Origin of the sequence: Caulobacter sp. UNC358MFTsu5.1 (assembly GCF_000712075.1) — a bacterium.
Taxonomy (GTDB): domain Bacteria; phylum Pseudomonadota; class Alphaproteobacteria; order Caulobacterales; family Caulobacteraceae; genus Caulobacter.
This window is the reverse complement of record NZ_JONW01000006.1, coordinates 573,606-599,275: the sequence shown is the minus strand read 5'-3', so window position 1 is coordinate 599,275 and position 25,670 is coordinate 573,606. Positions and strand designations below refer to the sequence as shown.

General features: G+C 70.3%; 23 protein-coding genes and 1 pseudogene. 8 read left to right on the top strand and 16 right to left on the bottom strand.

Annotated elements, in window-relative coordinates; genetic code table 11:
* Nucleotides 1-499 precede the first annotated feature (499 nt).
* The 6 genes from BR39_RS0111560 (at nt 500) to BR39_RS0111535 (ending at nt 11,790) form a co-directional block, all read left to right on the top strand.
* Nucleotides 500-1,975 carry a hypothetical protein gene (locus BR39_RS0111560; RefSeq protein WP_156035710.1) on the top strand — a complete coding sequence of 492 codons (1,476 nt, stop codon included), beginning with the start codon at nt 500-502 and terminating at the stop codon, nt 1,973-1,975.
* The gene (locus BR39_RS0111555; RefSeq protein WP_156035708.1) at nt 1,972-3,627 is read left to right on the top strand and encodes a hypothetical protein; all 1,656 of its coding nucleotides are present in this window, start codon (nt 1,972-1,974) and stop codon (nt 3,625-3,627) included. Before BR39_RS0111560 ends, BR39_RS0111555 begins: the two co-directional genes overlap by 4 nt.
* 995 nt (nt 3,628-4,622) lie before the next feature.
* On the top strand, nt 4,623-5,147 hold the full coding sequence (locus BR39_RS0111550) for an RNA polymerase sigma factor (protein WP_051695457.1): 525 nt from the start codon (nt 4,623-4,625) through the stop codon (nt 5,145-5,147).
* A gap of 10 nt (nt 5,148-5,157) precedes the next feature.
* Complete coding sequence (locus tag BR39_RS0111545) at nt 5,158-6,144, top strand: FecR domain-containing protein (protein ID WP_029911581.1); 987 nt, start codon at nt 5,158-5,160, stop codon at nt 6,142-6,144.
* A gap of 126 nt (nt 6,145-6,270) precedes the next feature.
* On the top strand, nt 6,271-9,285 hold the full coding sequence (locus BR39_RS0111540; RefSeq protein ID WP_029911578.1) for a TonB-dependent receptor: 3,015 nt from the start codon (nt 6,271-6,273) through the stop codon (nt 9,283-9,285).
* A gap of 66 nt (nt 9,286-9,351) precedes the next feature.
* Nucleotides 9,352-11,790 carry a prolyl oligopeptidase family serine peptidase gene (locus tag BR39_RS0111535; RefSeq protein ID WP_029911574.1) on the top strand — a complete coding sequence of 813 codons (2,439 nt, stop codon included), beginning with the start codon at nt 9,352-9,354 and terminating at the stop codon, nt 11,788-11,790.
* Here BR39_RS0111535 and BR39_RS27350 read toward each other — a convergent pair.
* The 3 genes from BR39_RS27350 to BR39_RS0111510 all read right to left on the bottom strand — a co-directional run bounded on the left by BR39_RS27350 (nt 11,722) and on the right by BR39_RS0111510 (nt 15,185).
* Complete coding sequence (locus BR39_RS27350) at nt 11,722-13,509, bottom strand: asparagine synthase C-terminal domain-containing protein (protein ID WP_029911571.1); 1,788 nt, start codon at nt 13,507-13,509, stop codon at nt 11,722-11,724. The genes BR39_RS0111535 and BR39_RS27350 overlap by 69 nt on opposite strands.
* 2 nt (nt 13,510-13,511) lie before the next feature.
* A complete protein-coding gene (locus BR39_RS0111525) occupies nt 13,512-14,150 on the bottom strand; it encodes a lasso peptide biosynthesis B2 protein (RefSeq protein ID WP_029911569.1) in 639 nt (212 codons plus the stop codon).
* Nucleotides 14,151-14,597: 447 nt separating this feature from the next.
* Nucleotides 14,598-15,185, bottom strand: a complete 588-nt coding sequence (locus BR39_RS0111510; RefSeq protein ID WP_051695454.1) for a GntR family transcriptional regulator — start codon at nt 15,183-15,185, stop codon at nt 14,598-14,600.
* Nucleotides 15,186-15,552: 367 nt separating this feature from the next.
* Between BR39_RS0111510 and BR39_RS0111505 the strand changes: the two genes are divergently transcribed.
* The gene (locus tag BR39_RS0111505; RefSeq protein WP_029911563.1) at nt 15,553-16,047 is read left to right on the top strand and encodes a transcriptional regulator; all 495 of its coding nucleotides are present in this window, start codon (nt 15,553-15,555) and stop codon (nt 16,045-16,047) included.
* On the opposite strand, the gene BR39_RS0111500 is transcribed toward BR39_RS0111505, so the two are convergent.
* From BR39_RS0111500 to BR39_RS0111460, 9 genes and pseudogenes are all read right to left on the bottom strand, one after another.
* Nucleotides 16,042-17,790 (bottom strand): DUF3363 domain-containing protein, encoded by a 1,749-nt coding sequence (locus BR39_RS0111500; protein WP_029911560.1) that lies wholly within the window; start codon nt 17,788-17,790, stop codon nt 16,042-16,044. The two genes, BR39_RS0111505 and BR39_RS0111500, sit on opposite strands and share 6 nt — an antisense overlap.
* Nucleotides 17,791-17,995: 205 nt before the next feature.
* The gene (locus BR39_RS0111495; RefSeq protein WP_197026677.1) at nt 17,996-18,595 is read right to left on the bottom strand and encodes a lytic transglycosylase domain-containing protein; all 600 of its coding nucleotides are present in this window, start codon (nt 18,593-18,595) and stop codon (nt 17,996-17,998) included.
* Complete coding sequence (locus BR39_RS0111490) at nt 18,592-19,104, bottom strand: S26 family signal peptidase (RefSeq protein ID WP_029911553.1); 513 nt, start codon at nt 19,102-19,104, stop codon at nt 18,592-18,594. Before BR39_RS0111490 ends, BR39_RS0111495 begins: the two co-directional genes overlap by 4 nt.
* Nucleotides 19,101-19,547 carry a DUF2840 domain-containing protein gene (locus tag BR39_RS0111485; RefSeq protein ID WP_231499439.1) on the bottom strand — a complete coding sequence of 149 codons (447 nt, stop codon included), beginning with the start codon at nt 19,545-19,547 and terminating at the stop codon, nt 19,101-19,103. Before BR39_RS0111485 ends, BR39_RS0111490 begins: the two co-directional genes overlap by 4 nt.
* 41 nt (nt 19,548-19,588) lie before the next feature.
* The gene (locus BR39_RS0111480; RefSeq protein WP_029911548.1) at nt 19,589-19,813 is read right to left on the bottom strand and encodes a hypothetical protein; all 225 of its coding nucleotides are present in this window, start codon (nt 19,811-19,813) and stop codon (nt 19,589-19,591) included.
* On the bottom strand, nt 19,810-20,448 hold the full coding sequence (gene parA / locus BR39_RS0111475; RefSeq protein ID WP_029911546.1) for a ParA family partition ATPase: 639 nt from the start codon (nt 20,446-20,448) through the stop codon (nt 19,810-19,812). The genes BR39_RS0111480 and parA overlap by 4 nt, the downstream gene beginning before the upstream one ends.
* 314 nt (nt 20,449-20,762) lie before the next feature.
* Nucleotides 20,763-21,542: pseudogene (locus tag BR39_RS0111470) on the bottom strand (replication initiator protein A); the annotation flags it as partial.
* A gap of 2 nt (nt 21,543-21,544) precedes the next feature.
* Entirely contained in the window at nt 21,545-21,826 is a 282-nt protein-coding gene (locus BR39_RS0111465) for an AlpA family transcriptional regulator (RefSeq protein WP_029911540.1), read from the bottom strand.
* A gap of 174 nt (nt 21,827-22,000) precedes the next feature.
* Entirely contained in the window at nt 22,001-22,417 is a 417-nt protein-coding gene (locus BR39_RS0111460) for a response regulator (RefSeq protein WP_081916740.1), read from the bottom strand.
* 316 nt (nt 22,418-22,733) lie between these two features.
* On the opposite strand from BR39_RS0111460, the gene BR39_RS0111455 reads away from it, so the two are divergent.
* Nucleotides 22,734-23,765 carry a PAS domain-containing protein gene (locus tag BR39_RS0111455; protein WP_051695450.1) on the top strand — a complete coding sequence of 344 codons (1,032 nt, stop codon included), beginning with the start codon at nt 22,734-22,736 and terminating at the stop codon, nt 23,763-23,765.
* A 61-nt stretch (nt 23,766-23,826) separates the two neighbouring features.
* On the opposite strand, the gene BR39_RS26990 is transcribed toward BR39_RS0111455, so the two are convergent.
* The 4 genes from BR39_RS26990 to BR39_RS0111440 form a co-directional block, all read right to left on the bottom strand.
* Entirely contained in the window at nt 23,827-24,411 is a 585-nt protein-coding gene (locus BR39_RS26990) for a DUF2285 domain-containing protein (RefSeq protein WP_029911530.1), read from the bottom strand.
* Entirely contained in the window at nt 24,350-24,550 is a 201-nt protein-coding gene (locus BR39_RS26985) for a transcriptional regulator domain-containing protein (protein ID WP_081916686.1), read from the bottom strand. The genes BR39_RS26990 and BR39_RS26985 overlap by 62 nt, the downstream gene beginning before the upstream one ends.
* Before the next feature lie 113 nt (nt 24,551-24,663).
* Nucleotides 24,664-24,924 (bottom strand): DUF2285 domain-containing protein, encoded by a 261-nt coding sequence (locus BR39_RS0111445; RefSeq protein WP_029911528.1) that lies wholly within the window; start codon nt 24,922-24,924, stop codon nt 24,664-24,666.
* 95 nt (nt 24,925-25,019) lie between these two features.
* Nucleotides 25,020-25,385, bottom strand: coding sequence for a DUF736 family protein (locus BR39_RS0111440; RefSeq protein WP_081916684.1), 366 nt, complete (start codon nt 25,383-25,385; stop codon nt 25,020-25,022).
* Between the last annotated feature and the right edge of the window lie 285 nt (nt 25,386-25,670).

Genomic DNA, 25,670 nt, shown 5'->3' with positions numbered 1-25,670 from the left:
CAATGCAGTACGCGGCATCCCAACCGTCCCCGGTTGGAAACACATACATCGACCATGACTTCGCCTGAAGACGCGTCGATTATCGATCAAGATGCTTCCTCGTCTGGGCCGCATAGCTGTTCCAATGACCGCGATGGTTGTCGCCATCCGAGAGCATTCAAGCTGCCAAATGGTTAACATCAGCGATGACATTTTGGCGTAAGCCGACGACGACAAGTGAGCCAGAGATGGAAGGGGACACTAGCTCGACCATGCAGTGGTTAACGATCAGGGCAGGCTCACCGGTTGTCAGTCGAATGAACTCGGCGGTGCTCATAGAGAGACTTCACCAACGGTTGTGAGGAGCTAGTTTGGCCAGAGACGCTGACCACCGTACGGTTCACACCGCATTTGAGCGCTTCGATCCGGTCTATCGTTAGCGGAAATGCGGTCGCCGACACGCCAGCTGGCCCTGCCCGCAACCGTTGCTACGCCATTCGCCGTGCCCTAAGAACTCCCAATGGTTTCGCACCCAACCACGCCAACCAATCTGTCCGATCTCGAAGCGCTCGCGACTGAGTTCGCTGCGTCCAACGACCTAGATCGCCTGCGAGAGATCACCATTGCACTGGCTAGACCTGGCGTAACGAACAAGGCCTGGTCCTTCCCTGCATTTCAGACGGGCGTCCGCACCCTCATCGAGCGCTCAGCATCGACGGACGGCGAGGACCGTCTCAAAACGCTCGCCCTTCTGGCGCGGCTCATGACGCAGCCTTCGAAGGCCGTACAGCACGCAATCCGTTCCGGTCTGGGCCACCCTGCCCCGGCGCTTCTCGCGCTTCCTAGCTTGCTGTCGGATCCGCAGGACCGAGAGTATCTGGCCCAAGCCGTTCGACTGGCGGCGATACCGAATCGAGCCGAGTACTTGGCGGTGTTTTCCGCTAGCGAAGGCCAATATCTCTCAGGTGCGCGCAAGCAGGCGACTATCGGCCTGATCGAGGAAGCTCCGTCTCTGACAGCCGCCTTTGACCTCTTGGGCCAAGAGCTGCGCGTCCAGGAATTCGATACCCAGGATGTCGGGTCCAGTCGAGCCAGGCGCCTAGTGCGGACACTAGAAGCGATCCTCAACGCCTTGCGCGTAACAGACCCCGTAGTTGAAGCGGACGTGGGTCCCGCATTTGGCCGCTTGTTGACGGCGGGCCTTGGCGGTTCGCCAATCAAGGAGCGCTCTGTCGCCATCGAAGTGGCGGTCGCGGCGCTGGATGTACTCACCGCTTTCGTTCGCCCGAACTTCTCGTTGGCGCGCGATCCGCAAGTTTTCGACGGTGTGGCCGTGTTGCGGCGTCTGTTCGCGCCGGCTCGATGGCCTGACGAGACGCTAGACTCAAGGAAGGCGCTAGCCGGCGTGCTGCGCGAAGCCATTGCGCTACTGGCGCAAGCCGGCATCACTGACAACAAGCTGCGGCATACGATTATCCTGCTGCTGGAGGATCACCTAGCTGAGGTCACGCTCCGTGAGCTGGCGGACAGAAGCCCGGGACTTACGCAAGAAGTCCGTCACTGGCTGGCGCGTGGCCGCGCCATCAGGACGTTGGAGGGCAGCGAAGCCACAGCGGAGACCCTGCTGGAGGCGGTCGATCGCGACATCGCCGAGGCATTCCGTGAGGCCGCGGGCCTACGGGAAACCTGGGAGCATGTGAAGGATGATTTGGCCGATGCGGTGCGGGACGCCCCGCCGTACCTAAAGCAGGCTGTCGATCGTGTCGGCAGCCGCCTGGATCGCCTGGCGCGTCGCGTCGCGCTCGTCGCTTCGAAGCGCGAAATGGAACTGACGGACGAGGTGGGTGAAGCTGTCGAGTACTCGCCGGTGGACCATGAAGCAGATCACCCACTCGCCGGCGTAAGGGTCGTTCGCATCATCGCGCCAAAGGTGACGCGTCGTGCGCGGAGCGGCCCACCGCAAATCGTCTTGAAATCACGGGTGGAGGCGACATGAGCAACGACGACAGCGAACATCTTTTCGCTCAGCGACTAGTCCGCAGCCTATTGCAACGCTTGGTGCCCGACGAGCGCGGAAACTATGTGTTCCATGGCCCGGTCAGTGCCGACGATCGAGCTGCACTGGCTTTGCTTGCTGGAGCCCCTGCAGCCTCACCTGAAATCAAGACCCCGGTCGTCACGACCCCAACCAAGCCAAAGCACCGCTTTCGTGCGCCGGCGACGGTTCCCGAAGACTGTGCTTTGGACAACCTCGCCACGACGGTCGCGTCGGACACGGAGGATGTCGTCGCCATCGACTTTGGCACCGCCTACTCGAAATCCGCGCTTTGGCGCGCACAATCAGACGCACCAACACCGCTAGATCTGAGCGGCCAGGTTAGCGATCGGCCAGGGAGTCTGCTGCCTTCCTCACTCTACATTACGGACGGCGCTGTCTATTTTGGCCAGCTCGCCATTGATATCAGCCGGTGGGAGAACGATCCGGACCGGATGCGTTTCGACTCCCCTAAGCAAGAGCTCAGCATTCTTGAGGGTTCGGATCTGGATTCCCTCGTGGACGCCCGGGTCGATCCAGGGCGGCAACTAACAAACCGCGATCTCCTGACCCTGTACCTGGCGTATTTGAGCGCTGCCACATCGCTCGCCCTCGAAACCTTGAGCCTCTCGCGTCACATCGTAAGGCGCTTTGCCGTGCCCGTCTGGAAGGACGGACAGGTGGTGAAGGTGTCCAAGCTGCTCAAGCGACTGCTGGTTGATGCCCAGATCCTCGCAGACAGCCTACCGGCCGAGGTTTGGCGCGATGGCATCTCGCTCGATGACGCACAACGCGTCCTGAGGATGCTTCGAGGTGATCTGACCGACGCGCAGCGTGATGCCGCCCGCCTCGTGGACCGTCATGTGCTTGAAGCCGCGGCAGCGGCCGCGGCGATTGGCGATCGTCTCGCGAACAAGCGCCCTACGGCGCTCGTGGTCGATATCGGTGCAGGCACCACCGATCTTGGGCTCTACCGATTCACGATTCCTAACGAGCGCCAGGCCAGCATCTTCCCCTTCGCCAATGGTGGAGCCGCGCTGAAAATTGCCGGCAATCGCCTAGACGATCTATTGATCGATTTCATCAAGGCCCAAGCTCGGCTTGATGCAGAGGGTGGCGACGGCCAGCGCAGCCTCAATCGCATCCGGAGAGATATTCGGGATCACAAGATCACGCTGTTTGAGAGCGGGACGCTTGAAATCGAGGACATCGGCGACACCAGCATCACACTAGCTGGCTTCCTCGCTACGGACGGCGTCCGCCAATTCAAGGAAAAGCTCAAGGCTGATATCGAAGCGCTCATTGGCGCTGTTGGGATCGATAACCTCAATCTATCGGATGGCCTCTATGTCGTTCTGACAGGAGGTGGAGCGAAGGTTTCCATTTTCACCGACGTCTTCAAATCCCCGATCACAGTTCAGGGCCAGAGTTTCCAACTCAAGCCAATCGACGTAACCCCTGAATGGCTGGAGGACTACGACATCGCGACCCAGCAAATCTTTCCGCAGCTAGCCGTCGCCGTTGGCGCTTGCTCCCCAAGCCTACCTGACGAAAAGACCACAATCACGGACGCTGCCGTAGCGCTTCCTCGTCGGGTCGAGAGATATAACTAAGGGCCGATCTCAGTGCGACCGCGCTAGCGACTGTGTCTCGGATGGCCGAGCTCAAAAAGGTCGGCGGTCCAGCAGCTCGACAGTTCGCCACCAAAGAGGGTTCGCGCGCATTGGGGCGAACCCTCGCCTAAAGTCAGACTTAGGGTTCGTAGCGATCACTTGGGTCAACGAGCCGGGGTGCGCTGAGGGTGCCTACTCTGCAGAGCTATTCGTCGACGACGCGCGTCATGAGTTGGAGCGCCTGCCGCGTGATCGGGTCGGGTATAGCTTTGTCGAACGCGACCGCTACGGCGGATTTGTTGGTCGCTGTTGTCGTACGCCAGCCCTGAAATCAATGCAGCGCTGATGCGTTCCAGCTTCGCGACAGCATATCGGCTCAATAGCAGAGGCCGAGATATCCGGACATATCCGGACATTCGCTCGTTGCAGCTCCCTCCTCCAAGATCCTCAAATGGCCAGTAATTTGGAGGGCGGTCGAGGCCGCCTCGAACAAATCCGGCCAAATCCGGACATGAACAGTGCGCAGCGACGCCCCCGCGCGACGTCTACCGGCCAATCACAAGCATCTGGTCGATGGGCGTGAGGCCGACTAGGAGCCTTGGTCATGCGTTGAGGTCGGCGACCATCATCTCTACTGTCTCGCTGCGGGCGCCGCCCTATAGGCCTCGACCTGGAGCCGGGGGTCATCGGCGGCGGTCGCGGCTGAAATCGGCGGGCTTCAGCGTTGCCGAGGTTCCAACGCCCGCCCCCTCCTCTCGCCCAGCGTGCGCCCTTGCGCGACGCCCGCGATTGATTCAGGATTCGCGGGCCGGTGCCCAGCGCCCCGGTGGGGCGTGGAAACCCCGTGCGACGTCTAAGTGCCATAGCGACGGGCCAGTGGGCTTGCGCGCTCGCGCCCGGTCTCCCGGTGCGCGTGAACGTGTCCGCATCCGCGGCCGCGCGCCCTTGCCGGCCCTGGTGTTTCCCACAGCCCCTTCCTATCGAGGAGAAGGGCGATGGAGCAGAAGGTCCCCCAGGCGGCGACGCAACCCGAGGCGGCGTGGAACGACGCTCCCGGCCTCGACCTGCTCTATCGGCGCCACGCCAAATGGCTGGCCGCGGCGCTGCGCCGCCGCTTCGGGCGCGGGTTCGAGGCCGAGGCCGACGACATCGTCCAGGAGGCCTATGCCCGCCTGGCCGCCCAGGCCAGCGTCGTCCACCGGCCGCAGGCGCTGCTCATGCGCATGGCGTCCAACCTGGCGCGCGACGTCCTGCGTCGTCGCGCGGTGCGGGGGCGCCATGCAGACGACCTCCTGCGCGGGCCCTCACCGGCCAGCATCATGGCCGGGGCGCTCGACGACCTGGTGGTCAAGGAGACCATCCTGTCGATCCCCGAGCCCTATCGCGACGTCTTCGTCTTGAGCCGCTTCGATGGATTGACCTATGAAGAGATCGCTGCACGCTGTGGTTTATCGGTGAAGTCGGTGGAATGGCGCTTGAGCAAGGCCGTCAGCCACTGCCTCAAGCGCATCCAGGACTGAGGAGGCGTCCATGACCGTTTCGATCGCCCCCACGGACAAGGCGCGGGAGGAGGCCGCCGACTGGTTCGCGCGCCTGAAGAAGCGCGACGTTCCGGCCGCCGACCTCGCGGCGCATCGGCTCTGGTACAAAGAGCCCGGCAACCGGGCTGCCTACGACGAGGTCGATGCCTTCTGGCGACAGAGCCAGGCGGTCAAAGCCGATCCGGAGATCCAGGCCGCGATCCAGGCCGCGCGCGACCGGGCCAGCGCGACACGCTCGCAGCGCCGGGCGATCCTCGGCCTGGGCGTGGCCGTGGCCAGCACCGTCATCGCCGGTGTCGTCGGCTGGCGCATCTTCGCCCCGCCGGGCTATTCGACGGACGTCGGCGAACAGCGCCTCTTACAGTTGGCCGACGGCTCCAGCGTCAAGCTGGACGCCGCCAGCCGGATCTCGGTGCGGATCTCGAAAGCGCGCCGCGACATCGTCCTTGAGCGCGGGCGCGCCTTCTTCGACGTGGCCCACGACGGCGCGCGGCCGTTCGTGGTCCAGGCCGGCGAGACGTCGGTCACCGCGCTGGGCACCCGCTTCGACGTCAGCCGCGAGGGCGACGGCGCGCGGGTCAACCTGGTCAAGGGATCGGTCGAGGTGCGGGCGGCCAAGCCCGGCGCGCCCGGCCGCTGGCGGCTGGCGCCGGGACAAGCGGTGTCGACGGAGGATCCGGCCCCCGCGCCGCGGTCGGTCGACGTGGCCGCCGCGACCAGCTGGACCAGCGGACGCCTGATCTTCCAGGCCGCCCCGCTCGAGGAGGCGGTCGCCGAGGTCAATCGCTACAATCGAGTCCGGATTGTTCTAGACGTCGGCGACCTGGCCAAATCTCCTGTCAGCGGCGCGTTCAACGCCGGCGACACCGAGGCCTTCGTCAGTTCCATGGCGGAATTGAACGAGCTGAGGATCGAGCGGCCGGCCCAGAACGAGATCCGCCTGACCATCGCAGGGACCGATCACGGGACGAAGTGAAGTTTTTTGAAGGAGCCGCCAGGGGAGACGCGACGCTGGCGCGTCAATCCCCCGACGTGACGCGCCGTGCACAGAAGATCCGTCTGGCGACGGACGCCGCGCGCACGTCGAGAGGGGACCCTTCACGTGCGTAGCACCACCTTAAAGCACCACCTCCTGGCGGGCATCGCCGCCTCGCTGGCCGCCGGCCCGTTCGCCGCCGCGCCGGCCCTGGCCGCGCCGATCCAGCAGGCGCAGACCGTCAACTTCGACATCCCGGCCGGGCCGCTGGACGGGGCCCTGCAGGCCTTCGCCGCCCAGAGCGGACGACAGCTGGCCTATTCGCCGCAGCTGGTGGCGGGCCTGCGCTCGCCGGGCCTGAAGGCCAGGCTCGCGCCCGACCAGGCGCTGGGCGAGCTGCTCCGGGGCCTGCCCATCGACGTGCGCCGCGGCGCCAACGCCCTGGTGCTCAAGCCGCGCGGCGGCATGGCCGCTTCGGGAGCGCCCGCCGACCCTTTTGACCCGGCCGCGGCCGGTCCGCCCGCCGAGACGGCCGAGGTCGAGGCCCTGGTGGTCACCGGGTCGCTGATCCGCGGCGCCGGCCAGGGACCGTCTCCGGTCATCACCTTCGACCGCGACGCGATCGACAAGGGCGGCCACGCCAACCTCGCCGAGGCGCTCGCCGCCCTGCCCCAGAACTTCGGCGGCGGCGCGACGCCGACCAGCCAGCTGCTCGGCTCGGACCGCACCTTCGTCAACGACTCGGCGGCGACCGGGGTCAACCTGCGGGGCCTGGGCAATTCGGCGACCCTGGTGCTGATCAACGGGCGGCGCATGGCCGGGACCGGCCTGAAGGGCAACTTCGCCGATGTCTCGGCCATCCCGACTGGCGCGATCGGCCATGTCGACGTCCTGCTCGACGGCGCCTCGGCCCTCTACGGCGCCGACGCGGTGGGCGGCGTGGTCAACGTCTTCCTGCGCCAGGACTTCAAGGGCTCGGAGACCCGCTTTCGCTCGAGCGTGACCCAGGGCGGCGACGCCCAGGAACTGCAGTTCGGCCACACCTTCGGCGCGGCCTGGTCGTCGGGCCATGCCGTGGTCTCGGCCGAGTACTACCAGCGCGATCCGCTGTCGTCGCTGTCGCGCGACCAGACCGCCAGCAGCGACCTGCGCCCGCTCGGCGGGACCGACCACCGGGTGCAGTTCTCCAATCCCGGCAACATCGTCGCCTACAGCGCCGCGGCCGGCGCCTATGTGCCGCTCTACGCCATTCCGTCCAAGTCCACCGGCCTGACGCCGGCCGACTTCGTGGCCGGGACGATGAACAAGGGCGATCCGCGAAGCGGGGCCGACACCCTGCCCAAGCAGGAGCGCACCAGCCTCTACGCGACGGTCAGCCAGTCGCTCGGCGGGTTCGAGTTGTCGGCCGACGCCCTCTATTCGCGGCGGCGCTACAGCTACCTGCAGGGCGGGACCTCGACCATCCTGACGGTCAACCGGGCCAACCCCAACTTCGTGTCGGTCGCCGGCGAGTCCTCGCAGCTGATCGCCTACGACTTCATCGGGGCCCTGGGCCAGCGGCGGCTGAACGGCACGGCGCAGAACCTGGGCCTGTCGGCCGGGGCGACGCGGGACTTCGGCCGGACCTGGCGAGCCGAAGCCTATGCCGCCTTCTCGGCCGACGAGGGCACGCGCCTGATGAACAACGCGCTCAACAGCGGCTTCCTGCGCGAGGCCCTGGGCTCGGTGGCCGACGATCCGGCGACCAGCTTCTCGGCGGCCCGCGACGGCTACTTCAATCCCTATGGCGACGGCGCCAACAACGCCAAGGTCGTCACCGACTTCATCAACAGCGGCTACCAGCGCCACTGGCGGCGCAACCGCGTCTCGTCGGTGAACCTGAAGGTCGACGGCACGCTGCTGGAACTGCCGGGCGGCCCCCTCAAGCTGGCCGCCGGCGGCCAGCTGCGCCACGAGGACTTCCTGGTCCGCAACACCTACCTGACCTCCGGCGCCGTGGTCACCAACACCGACGGCGCCCTCTTCGACCGCGACGTCGGCTCCGCCTTCGCCGAACTGCGCGTGCCGCTGATCGGCCCGCACCAGGAGATCGCCGGGGCGCGGCGGCTGGAGCTGTCCGTGGCCGGCCGCATCGAGCGCTACAGCGACTTCGGCGTGACCCGCAATCCCAAGGTCGGGGTGCTGTGGGAGCCGGTTCAAGGGGTCACCCTGCGCACCAGCTACGGCACCTCGTTCCGCGCCCCGACCCTGGCCGACCTCTACGAGCCCTACCTGATCGGCGCGACCTTCGTGCCCGACACGTCGGGCAGCACGCTCAGCCTGATCCAGACCGGCGGCAACCTGGCGCTCGAGCCGGAGACGGCCAAGTCCTGGACCACGGGGATCGACCTGGCGCCGCCCGGCCGGCCCGGCGTCAAGCTCGGCGTGACCTATTTCGACACCCGCTTCTCCAACCAGGTGGGTCACCCGGTCTACGAGGACATCCTCAACGCCCTGAAGAACCCGATCTATGCGGCGTTCGTGCGCCGCCTGAGCGCCAGCAACGCCACCGACATGGCCGACGCCCAGGCCCTGATCGACGCCTCGACCAGCTCCTCGCCCAAGCTCTTTCCCGCCACCGCCTACGGCGCGATCATCGACGCGCGCAACCTCAACGCCGGCGAACTCGACGTGCGGGGCCTGGACGTCACGGGCCAGTGGCCGTTGGCGGTCGGCGGCGACCGTGTCGAGCTGACGGCCAACCTCTCCTATCTCTTCGAGTACAGCCGCAAGATCAGCCCGACCGCCCCGTCGACCGACTTCGTCGACCTGGCGGGCTTTCCCATCGACCTGCGGGCGGTCGTCGGCGCGTCCTGGACCCACGGACCGTTCACGACCAGCCTCTCGCTGCGCTACGCCGACGACTACGAGGCCTCGTCCGGAGCCCGCATCGGCTCGTGGACCACGGCCGACGCCCAGCTGCGCTGGACCTCGCCGTCGCGCGACGGGTTCCTGAGCGATCTGTCGGCGGGCCTGGTGGTGCAGAACCTGCTGGGGACCAAGCCACCGTTCTACGACTCGCCCGACGGCGTCGGCTACGACCCCACCAACGCCGACGTTCTCGGGCGCACGGTGGCCATCCAGCTCAGCAAGCGCTGGTGACCGCCTAGCCGAGGGGCGCGCCGAGGCGCGCCCCTCGGCCTCCTTCCTCCATCAAGGCAAATTGTCATGCGACTGCTCCTGCGGTGCGCGGCGCTGTGCTGCGCGTTCATCGCCCTGGCCGCCCAGGCGCGGCCCTTCACCGCCGACGACCTCCTGAAGGTCGACCGCCGCGCCAGTCTCGGCATCTCGCCGGACGGACGCTGGCTGGTCCTGTCGGTGACCCGCGGCCAGGCCTATGCGCCCCGCTTCGACTACGACGCGGTCTATCCCTACGCCGCGCGCCGCCTCTATCGCGTCGACCTGACCCGCCCCGGCGAGGCCACGCCCCTGCTGGCCCAGGACGACGCGGCCGGCTACACGGCCGGGGCCTTTTCGCCGGACGGGCGGCGACTGCTGGTCAACCGGCTGCGCGAGCACCAATGGGAAGCCGGCGTGGTCGAGATCGCCACGGGCCAGGTGCGCTGGCTGGGGGTAGGCGTGGACCTCCCCCTCTTCGGCCGCACCGCGCAGTGGCGCTCCAACCACCAGATCGTGGCGATCGTCGCGCCTCCGCAAGATCCGCACTTCCTGCTTCGGCGCGGCTGGCAACGCGCACCGTTCACCGCCGCGGCCCGGGCGGTCACGGCCGTCGACGGCGGCCCCAGCGTGCTGGCGATCGGCAGCGGCCGGTTCCTCGATCGTGGGGCGGAAGGCCCGCGCAAGACCCTGGCGCGGATCGACGTCGAGACCGGGGCCGTCACGCCGCTGGCGACCGGCGACTTCCTGGATCTGGAGCTCTCGTCGAGCGGCCGGTTCGTGGCCGCCTTCCGGTCCGGGACGGACGTGCAGCCCCATGGGAACGAGGCGATCCGCGGTGGGACGATGGCCCGCCGCCGCGACCTCGTCGTCGCCGACCTCGACGCCGGCCGCGTCCTGCCCGGCTGCGGCGACTGCATGCTCTCGCCCTTCCTGATGGCCTGGGCCCCGGGATCCGATCGCCTGCTCGTCTATGTGCGCCGCGGCGCCGCGTCGGCGCCGGCCGGACAGCTGGCCGTCATCACCCCGAGGCGGGGCGGCCTGGATGTGGAGAGCCTCGACCAGGTCCAGGCGGCGCCGGAAAGCACCTATGAAGGCTTCGAGATCATCCAGGCCGGCTGGGTCGGCGAGGCGCCGGCGGTCCTGGGTCGCCGAAGCCAGGACCCCGACACCGCGCCCGCCGCCTGGCTGCGGATCGGCAAGGCCGGGGTCACCCCGCTGTTGCCGGCCGGGACGACGGCGCCGAGCAAGATCGTCGCCGACGCCCGGGGCCGCCTGCTGGTGGCGGGCTCCGGGACGGTCCTGCGGTTGGGGGCGGGACAGGCCGGCAAGCTCAACGACGCCGCGCCGCTCCCGGCGACGCCGCTGGGCGACAGCGGCCGCCCCACGCTGGCCAAGCTCGTCCAGGGCGAGACGATCCTGGTACGCCACGGCCGGCGCCTGGTGCGCCTCGACGCCACGGGCGACCACGACCTCGGGCCGGCCGGCGAGCAGACGATCCTCGCCGGTCCGACGGGCGTCGCGGTCTCGGCCGAACGCGACGATCACGGCGTCGAGACCATCCGCGTGCAGGCCGGCGGAACGGCCACCGACGTCCTGACGCTCAATCCGCAGCTGGCCGCGGTGACGTTCGGCCAGATGCGCCCGGTCACCCACAAGGGTCCCGACGGCGAGACCCTGACCAGCTGGGTGGTCCTGCCGCCGGGCTGGCGCGCCGACCACCCGCCGCCGCTGGTCGTCCTGCCTTATCCCGGCGGCCCGCTCCATTCGCCGACCTCGCCGCCGACCGACGCCCGGCCCGGCTCACCCCTGACCAACGTCTCGGCCCAGGTCTTGGCCGGACACGGCTATGCGGTGCTCTATCCGAGCCTGCCGCGCGGGCGATATCCCGACGCGCCGGCCGAGGGCTTGGCCAACCAGATCCTGTCGGTGGTCGACGCGGTCGGGGCGGCGGGCCTGGCCGACACGCGGCGCGTGGCGCTGTGGGGCCACAGCTTCGGCGGCCATGCGGTGCTCGCCGCCGCGACCCAGTCGGACCGCTTCAAGGCCATCGTCTGCACCTCGGGCATCGCCGACCTGGCCAGCGCCTGGGGAACCTATGTGATCCAGACCACGCCCGACGAAGGTCTCTTCTTCACGCCGCGCGGCAGCTACATCGAGACCGGGCAGATGCGGGTCGGCGGACCGCCCTGGGCGGTCCCCGACCGCTACGTCGCCAACAGCCCGCTGTTCCACGCCGACAAGATCACCGCGCCGGTCCTGCTCGCCTACGGGGACCTGGACGAATACAGCGACGGCCAGGGCGGGGAGATGTTCGCGGCCCTTTATCGCCAGGGCAAGGACGCCCGGCTGCTGACCTTCTTCGGCGAAGGTCACGTGATCACCGCGCCGGGCAATGTCCGCCGGCTCTATGCGGAGGTCCTAGGCTGGCTCGACCAGGCGCTCGGCGAGGGGCGCCCGGCCGAGGCGCGCCAGGCGCCGGCTCCATGAGCGGGCCCACTGTTCGAGCATGACCATGTCGAGCACCTCGCGATAGGGCCCCTTCCAGATCAAGGTCTCCGGGGTCAGCAGGGCGTCGAGCTTGTCGGGGTCGACCAGGCCGGCCCCGACCAGCGCCCCGTCGAGCAGCAGGCCGCGCACCGCGTCCAGGTCCTCGGCGATCGCCCGGCCGTAGTGCCGACCCAGGTCGCCCTTGGATCGGCGTGCGAAGACCTCGGGGGCCAGGCGCTCGCGGAACGCCTGGCGGGCCATGGCGCGGTCGTCGCCGCCATGGGTCAGCGCCCGGGCCGAGAGGCTCAGGCACGTCTCCATGACCGGCTGGGACAGCAGCGGATTGACGATCTGGGCCTGCCGGCCGCGCGCGGTCCGGCCGGTGACCAGCAGCTGGTGGGCCAGGTGCATCATCTGCCGGCGCTTGGCCGGCGCCACGCCGCGGCCGCCGGCCATCCACGGGTGCGGCGGATCACGCCGGCCCGGCGCGCGGGCCGCGTCGATCAGATGGCCGGTCGCGCTGCGATAGGGCCGCGGCTCGGGCTTGAAGCGCGACACCTGGGCCGCGCGCCAGACCGACCAGACGGAACGGCGGGCGTGGCGCGCGATCTCCAGGGCCGGCCCCAGGTCCAGGCGCCAGGGCTGGTTCCAGTAGTCGTCGGCGGCCAGCAGCGGACTTCCGCCTTGCATGAAAACCGTATCCCCGCCCAGCCCGCTGAAGATCTGCGTCGCGCCCAGACGCCGGCAGCGCTCGGCCAGGTCCTGGTCGTAGTGGGCGTCGGCGCTGGCCACGCTCGGCCGGATCCCGTCGGCCGCCGCGGCCCGGCCGTCCAGCTTCAGGCCGAAGCTGGCCTTGGGAACCTCGCTGAGGTCGAGGCCCAGATGGCGCGCCGTCGCCCGGGCATAGCGCCGCTCGTCCGCCCCGGCGTCGTCGACGAAATAGTGGATCCACGCGGCGACCTCGAGTGACGGGACCCGCACCAGGGCGCTGGCGACGATTGAGGAGTCGAGGCCGCCCGACACCTCGGCGACCGCGCGTCCGCCGGGCCGGGCCAAGTGCGAGACGGCCACATCGACGGCGTCGACCAGGCCGGCGCGGGTCTCGGCGGTGTCGGGCAGGCTCCGCCGCGCGAAGTCGGCGGGCCGCCAGATCGGGATTTCGGGACCGCCGTCCAGAGGCCGCAGCGCGCCGGGCGTGGCCGTCGTCACGCCGGCCAGAGGGCAGGCGCCAGCCAGGGCGATCGGATCGGCTAGGGCCGCGCCGATCCGCCGCCAGTCGATCGCCAGGTCGGCGGGGGGAGCGGCTTCGAGCAGGCCGGGAAGGTCCGAGGCGACGATGGCGAGCCCGTCGCAGGTCCAGGCCAGGGCTTCGAGCCCCCCGGACGGGTCCCGGAACACCGCCGTCGCCGCGCCGCCGGGGTCTCGGAAGACCGCCGCGTATCGTCCCCAGACCGCCGCGCACAGAGCCTCGGCGCAGGCGACCGGATGGGGCCGCCAGGCCGGTTCGGCCGCGCCGAAGAGCCTGCCGACGATCAGGCCGTCCTGGCCCGGCGAGACGAACAGCGCGGGGGCGTCCGTCGCCGGGGCCCAGACCTCGAGGCCGGGCTGCTCGCCGGCTATCGTCCAGGCCATGGCCGCCAGCGTCCGACGGGCCGCCGCCAGCGGCCGGTCCGCCGCGGGATCGCCGGGACGCCAGGTGAGGACCGCATAGTCGTCCATGGCTACACCGCGAAGATCGGCGTGAAGGGACGGACGTGGTCGAGCGTGTCGTCGAGCACCACGTCGTCGGCCTGCAGCCAGCAATGGGCTTCGAACGGCCAGGTCCGCACGCCGAACACCCAGCGCGCATCCAGGCCTCGCCGCCGCAGGAAGGCCAGCAGCAGGAACGACCGGTAGAGGCACACGCCCTGGAACGGCGCCCAGGGCAGGAGCCGGCGGAACGCCTGGACCTGGTCGGTCAGGGCCGGGGTGAGCCGGACGGGCGCGGCCGCCGCGCGAGGCCTTTGGGCATAGGCGACGAGATAGGGAAAGGCCCGGCCGTAGTAGTGGCGCAGCAGGGCGGCGAAGACGGCAAGGCCGTCGGCCAGGTCGCGCGGGCCGATCGCTCGGCCGGCGTCGGTCGGCAGGTCGGCGCGCGGGGCCGCCGGCCACGACACCGGCCGTTGGGCGCCGCCGCCGAGCAGGCCCAGCGCCGCGGCGTCCTCGGCGAGGTCCGGGTCGAGGATCCTGGCCGGCCCGGCCGGCGGAAGCTCGAAGGCCTGGGCCGCGTCGGCCAGGCAGAGATATTCACCGCGGCCGACGTCGAGCAGGACGATGTCCTGCCCCACCCGGGCGGCGTGAACGTCGGGACGCAAGTGCATGGACGTTTCCAGGAAGAGGGGCGGCGGCGGGGCCGCCGCCCGCGTTCGTCAGCCTTGCGGCTCCATCGGCTGGGCCAGCCAGTCGACGCCGTGGTCCCCACCCCCATGGGTCAGGCGCTTGGCGTCGCCGAGCTTGACGAAACGGACTTTGCGGATCGCCGACATGGCGTTCCTCCTTGGACCGGGCCGGGCCATCGCCCGGCGGTTGGGCGGATCGGGCGCCGCCGCGGGGCGACGCCCGGCGAGATCAGCCGACGTCCTTGCCGGGCAGGGTGTTGATCTCGAAGTTCTGGTCGCCCTGGCCCTGGGTCAGGACCTTGGCGTCGCCGAGGCGAACCAGGCGGAACTTGCGGGTCTTGGTCATCACGCGCTCCTCTCGATGTATGCCGCGTCATTGCGGCGTGAGCATCGAGCGCCGCACCACCCTGCATTGGCAGTATATTGCACCTATAACGACGATATATTCGAATACGCGCGCATTGCGCGAACGATCTCCCCAGCCCGGCCTTGCCGGCCGCGGTGATGACGGACGATCACCTCGACCAGGACGCTCGCCCCGCGCGCCATCGCCTCGGCCAGCTCCGCCCACTCCGCGGTCGCATCGAACAGGGCCGCCTCGGCGCGGGTCGCGCCGATCAGGCGCTCGAAGACGATGCGGCAGGCGTCCATGAGCACGCGGTTGCCCGCCCCGGCGACCAGCCGCTCATAGGCCTGCTGCGCGGGGGCGAGCCCGGACTGGCCGGAGCCGATCTCCCGAAGGATCGCGGCCAGGTCGTCGAGGCTGGCGTCCGCGGCGGCTTCGACCAGGTAGAGCCGCCGCAATCCATAGAGTTCGACGAGGTCGGCGACGTCGAGGCGCTTGGCGAAATAGCCGCGCCCGCGCCGGTCCTCGATCAGGCCCTCGCCGGCCAGGCGCGACAGGGCCTCGCGGACCGGCGTGGCGCTCAGGCCCAGCTCCTGGGCCAGGTCGGTGATCGTCAGGGGTTCGCCCAGGATCAGGCGCCCGCCGCCGAGGCGCACGCGCAGGGTGTCCAAGGCTAGGCTGAACGGATCCTTGGGCTTGCCGGGGGAAGCATGTCTCAAGCGAAACTCCAGGGCCGCGAGCGCACGCTGGATTACATTTCGGCACGCCACAATACACGATTAGTCGCACGCGCGTCACAATTCAACTAGAAGATATGGAATTCTAGTCTCTATATACGCACAATATGTGCGCCTATACGCAGAGAATTTGCGCCTCTTGATTTAGCTTTACTAAGGAACGACATAACCCCGTCGCCAATGCCGTCGCGCACGCGGTCGCGCGGCTGTCGAGATGCGCGCTGTCGTGCGCGCGTTGACCGCGACCACCAAGACGGCAAACACTGCCACCCCAGGTAGAGGCTTTGTATGCGTGAGTTGGATGAGCGGTAAGGATCGGAGCGCGAAGAAACGAGGTCAGCTGCTGTCCGACGCCCTGAGGGCGGTCCGCGGCATCCGCAAGGCCAAAACCCAGGATCTCGCCCAGGCGCTCGGCCTTTCCGTGCGCGGCTACCAGAACTTCGAGTCCGGTGGCGGACACCTCAACATCGACCACGTGCTCAATTTCGGCGCGGCCATCGACTGCGACCCATTCGGGGTCCTGGCCTCGGTGCAGATCGGCCGGCCCGAGTTCGCCGCCTATGTCGCGCAGAACAAGGCGATGATCGCCTGGCTGGTCGCCCTGCAGGAGTTCGTCGAGAGCACGGGCGATGCGATCAGCCTGCTGGAGACCAGCACCCTGCTGTCGGCCTACCGCACGATGTTCAAGGACCTGTCGGCCCAGGCCCTGGCCGCCAAGGCCGACACCGACGCGTGGCTCGCCCAAAACGCCGTACGCCTGGACCTGCCCAAGCCGCCCGACGACGAGACGTCATAGGCCGGGCCCTCGCCCGCGACCCGGGGTCCAGTCGAGGCCGCCGCCCGGCACGGCGCGTCCCATGACGGCCCGGCCCAGATGAGGCTCCAGGCTCGGCCGCCAGGGAACCAGCTGGAAGCCAAGGCCGTCGTCGATCATCGCGAACCGGCCCGAGGCCAGGTCCAGGCGCCGGCGGTAGACGCCGCCGACCGGCGCGGCCGGGTCCGCCGCCCTGACCGGCTTGCCGGTCTCGGCGGCCAGCCGCGCCCCGGCCGCCTCCAGCTCCTGGTCGCGAAGCTTCGCCAGCATCGCCGGCGCGAACGTCACGCGCCCGCCCTTGCGATGGGCCAGGCCGCGCTCGACCAGCACCGCGACCCGCCGCTCGGCTGCTGCGGCCGCCTCGCCGCCAAAGCCGGCGCCCTGGCCCAGCCCGCGCCAGCGCCGGCGCACCAGCTGATGGTCGAGCCAGGTGGCGCCGCGAGCGTTGACCTGGCCCTCGATGGAAAGATCGCTGCGCACCGCCAGGCTGCGGGAGACACGCCCATCGCGTCCCTGGAGCGCCAGCAGCTCGACCACGCTGCCCGGCCGCGCGTCGCTCGTCTCCTCGAGATCGGCGAACGATAGGTGATGCTGGCGGCCGTCGAGGCCATCGACGATGGCGTAGGCGGCGCCGGACAGCTCGTCGCGCAGGCCCCGTTCCACCAGGCGGCCGATCACCGGAGCGGTCGAAGCCTCCTCGTGCAGCACGGCCCGCGCGGGATCCATCGCCCGTCCCTCGCGAGCCATGGCCCGGTGCAGGGTCTTGATGATGTCGCCTCGGATCGACAGGTCCTTTAGGCGCACCTCCAGGTCTCGATCGAGCCGCCAGCGCCCTGGGCCGATCGGCTGGGCCAGGCCGAGCGCCTCCAAATGCGCGGCGCGTCCGAGGAGCCTTCTCGGCGCCGGGCCGCCGGCGTCGCCGCCTGGACGAAGGTCGACGACCCCGTCGCCGAGCCCGGCGCGCCGGCGCAGGTCTCGGTCCAGGTCCGTCCAGCGATCCGCGCCGACCTCCGCGTCCAGGGCCGCCTCGATCTCCCGCGCGCTGCGGGGTCCCAGCTCCAGGGTGACCAGATCCTGGGCCCGGTCGCGCAGGCCCTGGTAGATGTAGGGACCGGCGATCACCAGGTCGCGGCCGTCGTCGGCGCGGCCGCGGACCAGGACATGGACGTGCGGGTTGTCGGTGTTCCAGTGATCGACCGCCACCCAGTCCAGTCGCGTGCCCAGGTCACGCTCGGCCCGCCCCATCAGCTCGCGCGTGAAGGCGCGCAGATCGGCCATCTCCCCGGCGTCCTCGGGCGAGACGATGAACCGGAAATGGTGGCGGTCGTCGTCGCAGCGCTCTGCGAAGGCGGCGACGTCGGCCTGCTCGGATCCGGCGTCGAACATCCGCGCCGGCGCCCCGTCGCGGGTCACGCCTTCGCGCTCGAGATAGCGGATGTGGCGCGCGAGCGGCGCGGCGCGATAGCGCGCCCCGGCGTGGCGGACGATGCGCGCCTTGACCACGACGCGCCGCCGACCGGCGCCGTCGCGCGAGGCCGCGCCCAGCCCGCGGCCGCGTCCGGCCTTGGCGCGGCCGGCCCCACCCCGGCGGCGGCCGGCCCCTGGATCACAAGCCCGCTGCGTGGCGCGCCGGACCTGACCCAGGAAGCCGCCGGCCGCGCGGCCCTCGCCCTGGCCGCCGACGCGGCCGGGCCGCAGCAGGAAATCGTCCTCGAACTCGCTCATGGCGTCCACGCAAGCCGCCGACGGCGCTCGAAGCCTTGAAATCCTTGGCCTTCAGGCCAAAGCGCCCGCGCCGCCCCCGCGGCGACGGCGCGCCGACCCCAAGCCCCGCAAGGGATGGCGACCGGACCGACGGCGGTCGTTTTATCTGGCCATCGCCCATCGACCCGCCAGCCTTCGTCGCAATGCGCCCTGCCGATCCGCCCGATCATCGCCCCACCGCCTCCGCCCATCTCGGTGCGAACAGGCCTTCGGCCTCGACCGGGGCGCCCAGGCCGCGCGGCCAGGCCGAGGCGAACACGCCGGCCTGGCGCCAATCGACCGGAGCCGGCTGCCCGCTCCACGACCTCAGCCGCGCGACATAGGCCCTGGTCTCGGCTGGCAGGGGCCTGCCCGCCAGGCTCTGCTCGTAGCGGCCGGGCCCGGCGTTGTAGGCGGCCAGGAACCCCTCGGCGCCGTACCGGTCCCGCAGCCACCGCAGATAGGCCGCGCCGGCCACGATGTTGTCGTGGGGATCGAAGGGATCGTCGCCCAGGGACAGCTGGGCCCGCCAGGCGCGCCAGGTGCCGGGCATCAGTTGCATCAGGCCCATGGCGCCGGCCCGCGACACGGCCGAAGGATCGCCCGCGCTCTCGACCTGGAGCACGGTCCACAGCAGGTCGGCCGGCAAGCCGTAGCGCGCCGCCGCAGTCTCCACCTGCGCCCGGTAGGCGTTGCGGTCCTGCGCCCGGCCCGGTTCGGGCCACAGCACGAGGACGGCGATCGCCGCCACGACGCCGGCCGACCGCCCGATGGCCGACCCGCTCACGGCCGGCTCCGCGACGGCTTGGGGATCCACACGGGGCGGGCCCGGGCGATCACCGCGCTCGTCGGCAGGACTCCGAAGTAGCGTCCGTCGTAGCTGCCCGGCGCGGGACTGAGAACGAAGAGATCGTCGTCGTCCAGGCGCCGGCACCCGCTCCAGCCCGGCAGGGATCTACCGAGGCCGTCGCGCGCGCGGGCGATCGCCACCGTGGCGCCGTCGATCGAGACCACCCCGCCCCAGCGGCAGACCACTTGCCCGGCCTGCGCCGCCACCGGCTTGAGCAGCGGCACGCCGGGCGGCAACAAGCCTTGGTCGGCCAGGCGCGCGGCCAGCGGCCCGGGCGGGTCGATCGCCACTAGGTCGCCGCGCCGAAGGCCCGTCGGCGGCGTCAGGGCGTAGAGGCCCACCGGGACGCTGGCGGTGGCGTTCCACATCCAGCGCGGCGGCGACGGCGGGCGGGCCAGGAGCAGGCAGGCCGTCCCGCTGGCCACCAGCGCAAGGACCCGCCTCATGACTGCAGCCTGCGGCGGAGCCGCCAGGCGCGATGCCGCACCTGATCATAGGCGCGCGGCGGCAATCCTGCGGCGATGCGGTTATGGACGTGGCGCCAATAGTCGGGCGCGATGGCGTGCGGCGAGAAACCCGCCGCCTCGACCGCATCGATGGCCTCCAACCCGCGCCGGACCCGGGTCCAGCCTTCGAAGGCGGCGAGCAGGACCGCGCCGGGCGCTACGCCCGGCCGGGTCGTGATCGCCGCTCCCGGCGACGCGGCGACCAGGATGTCGAGGGCCGACCGGGTCGTGCCGTAGTCGCCGCCCTGCCAGCGCACGACGGCCAGCAGCGCCCCGGGCGCGAACCAGGCGGTGCGCCAGCGACGGTCGTGGACGACCTCCTCGACCGGACGACCAAAGCGCAGCCAGTGCTCGACCTGGCCTTGCCGCCAGACGAGATCCACGGAAGTCCGTGGATTCGCATCGCCGTAGGTCAGGGCGCGGGTCACGCCTGGGTCTCCGGAAACTCGCGATCGAACAGGTCGCGGACCATGTCGGCCACGGTCTGGCCGCGGCCGAAGGCGGCGATCTTGATGCGGGCCCGGCAGGCGGGCGTGACGTCGATCGTCAGGCGGGCGGTGAAGCGCGTGGCGACCGGCGCGGCGGCAGGGGCGGCCTTGACCCAGGCGTCGACGGCCGCGGGCCGCGCGGCGAAGGGCTTGTCGCTCACGGCAGAAGGCCTTCGATCTCGGCGGCCAGGCCCGCGATCTCGCGGGCGGCCGCGCCCAGCGGCGCCAGTTCGGCGGCCAGGCGCCCCTCGCGCGCGGCCTGGGCGAAGATTACCCGCTGGCCGACCTGCTGGCGCAGCACGCCCGGCTCGGGGCCGGCCAGGGCCAGGGCGGTCTCGCGGGCGATGACGGTGCGCGCCGGGCAGCGATTGAGGACGAAGCGCGCCTTCAGGTCCGGGCGATAAAGCCGCGCCTCCTCGACCAGTCGCAGCATCTCCTCGGACGCCCAGCCGTCGAGCGGCGAAGGCTGGACCGGGGCCAGGACGAGGTCGGCGGCCAGCAGGGCCGAACGCATCAGCGCCGCGACCCGGGGCGGGCCGTCGATGACCAGGTGGTCGTGGCCGCGCGCCAGCTCCGGGGCCTCGCGGTGCAGGGTGTCGCGCGGCAGGCCCACGACCCCGAAGATGCGCGCCAGCCCCGCGTGGGCCCGCGCCTGGGCCCAGTCCAGGGCCGAGGCTTGCGGATCGGCGTCGACCAGCACGACGCGCCGGCCTTGCGCCGCCCAGCGTCCGGCCAGGTTCAGGGCCAGGGTGGTCTTGCCCACGCCGCCCTTCTGGTTGAGGAGGGCGACGATCATCGGCGCCCCGCCCGCGCCGGCCGGCGCTCGCGCGCGGCGCCGGACCAGGCCAGGCCGTCCACAGGCCCGCCCTCCTGAAAGTTAGAGTCAGGGTTAGAGTCTAGGTTACGGCCGGCGTAAGCCCCGGACGGCGCTGGCCTTATGGCTTCACCGTGCGCCTGATCGCCCGATAGCGCCGCGCCCGATGGCCCGATAGGGCGTGCGCCCGATCGCCCGAGCCCATCCACAGTCTCGCCCCCCGGTCCGGCGGCCGGCGACAGGACGATCTCGGCGACCAGGGGCAGGATCCGCAGCCGCTCGCGGCCGGCCTGCCAGTCGAGCGACAGGCGGTAGCCGGGCAGGGGCTGGCGCGAGACGATGCGACGGACGTCCAGCGCGAAATCGGAGGCGCGCGCCAAGCTGCCGGACTTGTGGTGCAGGTGAGCCATCTCGAACAGCCAGCCCCCGGGCTGGCGGCCGGCGTGCTTGCGCGCCACTCGGTAGAGCCAGCGCTCGATACCGCCCGACAGGCGGAAGTAGAGGGGGTCGATGGACAGCACGAGCGAGCGGTCGACGACGCCGCGATAGAACCAGTCGGGCAGGATGATCTCCACGCCCTCGACCCGGCCGTCGCGGAGGGACCGTTCCTCCCATTCGTTGATCCAGGAGAACTGGTGGCGGCGCCAGTGCTCGCCCTGGCGGATCGACGTGGCCACCACGGTCGACTGCAGGCGCACCAGCGCGGCCTTGAACCGGCGATAGTCGGTCGCGCCGGTTTCGCGTCCGATGGCGGTCAGCAGCTGGTAGGGGGTGAAGCGCAGGCGTCGGGAGGTGCGTAGGCCGTGATCCTCGGCCTCGACGATCTGGGAAGCGGCCCAGATCAGGAGGTCGGCGTCCCAGATCGTGGCCATGCCGTGCTCGGCCAGACCGTGGACCTGCACCTCGACGGCGCCGGCCCGATAGAGGATGGGCCGGGTGCGCCGGGACTTCGACAGCGAGAAGAAGGGACGCTCCATCAGGTCGCGCTGGTCGCGGGGACTGGCGTCGCCGGCGGCGATGACGAACGGGTCGAGCCGCTCGGCCTCCCCAGCCGCGAAGGCGGGCTTGCGGGCCATGGTCAAGCCAGACCCGCCGCGTTGGGGCGGGCCATCGCGTCGTGGCGCTTGGCCGGCAGGACCGCGCCGGCGCCCGGGTCGCTGGTCGAGACCTGGGCGCCACGATCGGCCCAAGCCTGCAGGTCCTCCATGGCGTAGACGACGCGGCCGCCGAGCTTTCGGTAAGCCGGACCGGTGCCGTAGGTCCGGTGCTTTTCGAGGGTGCGGTGGGACAGGCCGAGATAGGCGGCGGCTTGCTGCGTGCGCACGAAGCGTGGCGCACCGGCGATCGGCGTGGCGGACATGCGAGGTCTCCAGGGTCTGCCAGCGCCCGCCGGGATGGCGGGGCGAGGACCTGGAGAGCCTGGCGAAGGCGCGCCATGGAGGCGGAGTGCGAAGACCGGCGCGCCAAAAATGCACCCCGGCCGGTCTAGCGCGCGGACGGATCGCGGTGCGCGAAGGCCGGCATGGAAAGGCGGCTAGGGCTGCGTCATGGCCTCCACGATCTCGAGCAGTCTCGAGGGCGAGTATGGCTTTTCAAGAAAGCGGCCGTTCAACGGAACGTCGGCCTGGGCCACGCTCGCCGCGCCGGAGGTGATGAGAACCGGAAGCGCCGGCGTTCGCAAGGCGACGAGACGAGCAAGGCCCAGGCCGTTGATCTCGCCTGGCATGTCGACGTCGGTGAAGATCAGCGCGATATCCGGGCGGGCATCGAGCAGGGTGAGCGCTTCGCCCGCGCCGACCGCCTCAAGGACGTCATAGCCACCGTCCTTGAGGATGTCGCAGGCCAGCATGCGAACCAGGACATCGTCCTCGACGACGAGCACCGCCAGCGGCGTTGCGGCGAGCGACGCCTCGGCGGACGGGGGTGCGGCCTCATCGCTCTCGTCGACCATCAAAACGCCCCTAGCCCCGTCCGCGCGCCAAAACGCCAATGCGTCGGATAGCCGACTCAATTCGAGCTGCGGATTTTAGTTGCTTCAATAGCGACGCTTCAGAGCGGGTGTCTCCGAATAGACACGGCGGCCTGATCGCGCTGGCTGGCCGTCGCGCTTCGGACAGGCCCGCTCATCGACCGGGAGAGGCGACACGCGAAGCCCGGCGCCTCGCCAACGCGACGAAATGCGGAGGGTCGGCCATCTTGGGCAACCGTCACCGGAGCCTGGCGTTCTTCTGCCCCTAGCAAATGCCGACGCTGGCGGGAGAGAGCTCTTGAATGACGCGACCCCACCCGACCAAGGCCCGGTCGATCGCCGCGACCTGGTGTTCATCGCCGTCGATCGCACGCGCACGCCGATGGTGATCTGCGACCCTCGGCAAGCCGACAATCCGATCATCCTGGCCAACCCGGCCTTTCTGGACCTGACGGGCTATTCGGAAACAGACGTCATCGGCCGTAATTGCCGTTTCCTGCAGGGTCCCGACACCGACCGCGCGGCGATCCAGGCCCTCGGGGAGGCCGTCCGCGAGGGGCGCGAGACCGAGATAGAAATCCTCAACTACCGCAAGGACGGCTCGACGTTCTGGAACCGGATCAACCTCAGTCCCGTCCAAGATGACACCGGCGCGTTGCTCTACTACTTCGGGTCCCAGGTCGACGTCACCCAGCACCATCTGAGCCGGGCCAGCCAGGCCGAGGATGTTCGAATCCTGCTGCGTGAAATCGATCATCGGGCGATGAACGCCCTGGCGGTCGTCGAGGGCATCGTGCGCCTGAGCCGCGCGCAAGACATCAAGCAATACGCCGCCGCGATTCAGCAGCGGGTGCAGGCCCTGGCCAGGGCGCACGCGTTCCTGGCCGAGGGCCGCTGGCAGGCCGCGCGCGTGGACGATCTTCTCCGCCTCCATATCGCTCCCCAGGACCTGCATCGCGCCACCTTGGACGGGCCGGACCTGCGGGTCGGCGCAACCCTGGTCCAACCCCTAGCGCTGGTGCTGCACGAAATGGTCGCCAACGCCAGAACCCACGGCTGCCTCTCGGCGTCGACGGGCGGCCTGGCCTTGCGGTGGTCGCCCTACAACGGTGGTCTCGGCTTTCAGCTGGCCTGGGAGGAGACCGGCGGGCCGCCGCCGCGCCCGCGCCGCATACAAGGGTTCGGCTCGGCGATGATCACCGCGATCATCGAGCGGCAGTTGCGAGGTCAGGCACGGCTAGACTGGTCGCAAGCCGGTCTTTGCGCCGAGTTCACCGTTCCGGACATGACCGGCGATCCCAAGCCGTTCCAGCTGACCGCCGGCGCCTGACGCCGTTGGACCTGACGCGTGGGCGCATCGCGGCCCGATCGTGATCCGCCGGCGCGAGGTCTCAGCGCAGGAGCGCCAGATAGCCGCCCGCCGCCATGCCCATGGCGTCACGCACCAGCCGCATGGTCGCGTCCCTGAGCGACGAGGTCTTCCAGGGCTCGGCCTCGACGCGCCCCTCGCCGTAAAGGCCGGCGGCGATCTGGCGATAGGAGGCGGCCTCACGCCGGGCATCGAAGGCGCGAAGCATGGTCTTCAGCCGGCCTCGACGCGGGGGCGTCAGGGGTTCGTCCGGCGCCTGGCCGCCGAGGATCCGCCAAAGCCGCGACAAGGCGGCCAGCCGCGCGGGCAGCGCGCCGTCCAGGGGGATGATCGCGGCGAGCGGCTCGCCTGGCGTCGGCGGGAAACCCGGCCGGAAGGTCAGGCGGACGGCGCCGGGGCCGGGGCCCTCGACCCAGTCGATCGCGCCTGGAGACGGCCGGTTCAGCGCGGGCGCCGGCGGCGCGTGAGCGGGCCAGGCGGCGGATTCGACGACCAGCAGTCCAAGATCGTGTTCGGGGCGCCAGCGCACCGGCGCGACGCGGGCGTCAAGCGAAGGATCGACCGGGAAATCGCAGCCCCCAGCGCGCGACGCCGTCGCCGTCCTCATCTTCGGATCGCGTCGCCTGGAAGTCGCGCTGGTAGTCGGGGTTGCGGCGAAGATATTCCCAGGCCAGGTCGGCGGCTGGCAAATCGTCCAGATAGTCGTAGGCTTCAGCGGACCGCCACGAAGACGCGTCTGGCGACATGCTCTACTCCGGCTCGTTCGCTCCCTGATTGAGCGTTCACCGGTTTTTCCGGTCGTCGCGGAGACCGGGAAGCCGCGGCGGCGCCGACACCCGATGCCGCCTTGGCATCACCCTCACGAGCCCTTCGCGGCGAGACCCCGATAGCCCGAGCGCGACATCCAACGCGCGCGTTCGAGATGGGCGTCGTGGACGGCCTTGGCGCGGACAGGATCGCGCTCGACGTCCAGGGCCAGGATCACGGCCGCCGCCTCGCACCAGTCGGCGCCGGCGGCGGCGGCGTCCAGCAAGCGCAGATAGGCCTGCAGGAAGGCGCGATCATAGCCGGTGACTTGCTCGCCGGGCGGCGGGCAATCGCGCAGTTCGTGGTCGCTCATCGGCCCGTCCCCCCTCGGCGGCAGGCGGCGAGCCTAGTGGAATTCGGCGACGAAGGGACGTCGCCGGGATCGCATCGGCCGATGCGCTGGCGGCATCAGCCTTCGGCAGGCGGCGGCGTGGGCTGGGGCGGCGCGTTGCGGGACCGCTCGTCGCGCTTGTCGTCCTCCGCGCGCCGGATCCAGATTAGCGACAGGGGCTCCTCCCTCGCCATCAGCCGCGCGTCGATCGGCTCGGCCCATGTCGGATCGTCCAGCCGAAGATTGAGCACCGCGCCGCTGGCCGGGTCGTTGGGCTTCCAGCCGGCGCCGCATTCGCTCTCGCCGACGAAGGCGCGGAACTCCGGCGCGCGCGCCGACACCTTCTCCACCCGCGTCAGCCGGACGGTGGCGTCGATCTGCAGGGTGGCCAGGCGGCCGACGAAACCGTCGCCGTCGCGCCGGAACAATCCGATCGTGGTCATGGTCTGTCCTTTCATGGAGGGGCTGGCGACGACGTCCGGGTTGGGGTGGGGGCGCCCGGGACGTCGTCGCTTCCGCCTGGGGCGGGGTCGGCCACGGTCAGGGGCGGCGGCCGACGGATCGACGATGTCGCCGCGCGGCCGGCCCCTCAAGCCCGCTCCGGCAGCGATCGGGCAAAGACAGGCGCTGGCGTGAAAACGGCGGTGCGGTCCGGTCGGAGCTCCAGGGAAGACGCCCGTCTGGCGCGTCCTTGACCAGCGCCCCCTGCCCGGCGCGTGTCGGAGACC

Bases quoted from the DNA above. Each gene is read 5' to 3' on its own strand.
- BR39_RS0111445 (WP_029911528.1), bottom strand. From the start codon at position 24,924: ATGAGCGACCACGAACTGCGCGATTGCCCGCCGCCCGGCGAGCAAGTC.
- BR39_RS0111550 (WP_051695457.1), top strand. From the start codon at position 4,623: ATGGAGCAGAAGGTCCCCCAGGCGGCGACGCAACCCGAGGCGGCGTGG.
- BR39_RS0111505 (WP_029911563.1), top strand. From the start codon at position 15,553: ATGAGCGGTAAGGATCGGAGCGCGAAGAAACGAGGTCAGCTGCTGTCC.
- BR39_RS0111525 (WP_029911569.1), bottom strand. From the start codon at position 14,150: ATGCACTTGCGTCCCGACGTTCACGCCGCCCGGGTGGGGCAGGACATC.
- BR39_RS0111560 (WP_156035710.1), top strand. From the start codon at position 500: ATGGTTTCGCACCCAACCACGCCAACCAATCTGTCCGATCTCGAAGCG.
- BR39_RS0111545 (WP_029911581.1), top strand. From the start codon at position 5,158: ATGACCGTTTCGATCGCCCCCACGGACAAGGCGCGGGAGGAGGCCGCC.
- BR39_RS26985 (WP_081916686.1), bottom strand. From the start codon at position 24,550: ATGTCGCCAGACGCGTCTTCGTGGCGGTCCGCTGAAGCCTACGACTAT.
- BR39_RS27350 (WP_029911571.1), bottom strand. From the start codon at position 13,509: ATGGACGACTATGCGGTCCTCACCTGGCGTCCCGGCGATCCCGCGGCG.
- BR39_RS0111555 (WP_156035708.1), top strand. From the start codon at position 1,972: ATGAGCAACGACGACAGCGAACATCTTTTCGCTCAGCGACTAGTCCGC.
- BR39_RS0111535 (WP_029911574.1), top strand. From the start codon at position 9,352: ATGCGACTGCTCCTGCGGTGCGCGGCGCTGTGCTGCGCGTTCATCGCC.
- BR39_RS0111490 (WP_029911553.1), bottom strand. From the start codon at position 19,104: ATGAGGCGGGTCCTTGCGCTGGTGGCCAGCGGGACGGCCTGCCTGCTC.
- BR39_RS26990 (WP_029911530.1), bottom strand. From the start codon at position 24,411: ATGAGGACGGCGACGGCGTCGCGCGCTGGGGGCTGCGATTTCCCGGTC.
- BR39_RS0111465 (WP_029911540.1), bottom strand. From the start codon at position 21,826: ATGTCCGCCACGCCGATCGCCGGTGCGCCACGCTTCGTGCGCACGCAG.
- BR39_RS0111460 (WP_081916740.1), bottom strand. From the start codon at position 22,417: ATGGTCGACGAGAGCGATGAGGCCGCACCCCCGTCCGCCGAGGCGTCG.
- BR39_RS0111500 (WP_029911560.1), bottom strand. From the start codon at position 17,790: ATGAGCGAGTTCGAGGACGATTTCCTGCTGCGGCCCGGCCGCGTCGGC.
- parA (WP_029911546.1), bottom strand. From the start codon at position 20,448: ATGATCGTCGCCCTCCTCAACCAGAAGGGCGGCGTGGGCAAGACCACC.
- BR39_RS0111440 (WP_081916684.1), bottom strand. From the start codon at position 25,385: ATGACCACGATCGGATTGTTCCGGCGCGACGGCGACGGTTTCGTCGGC.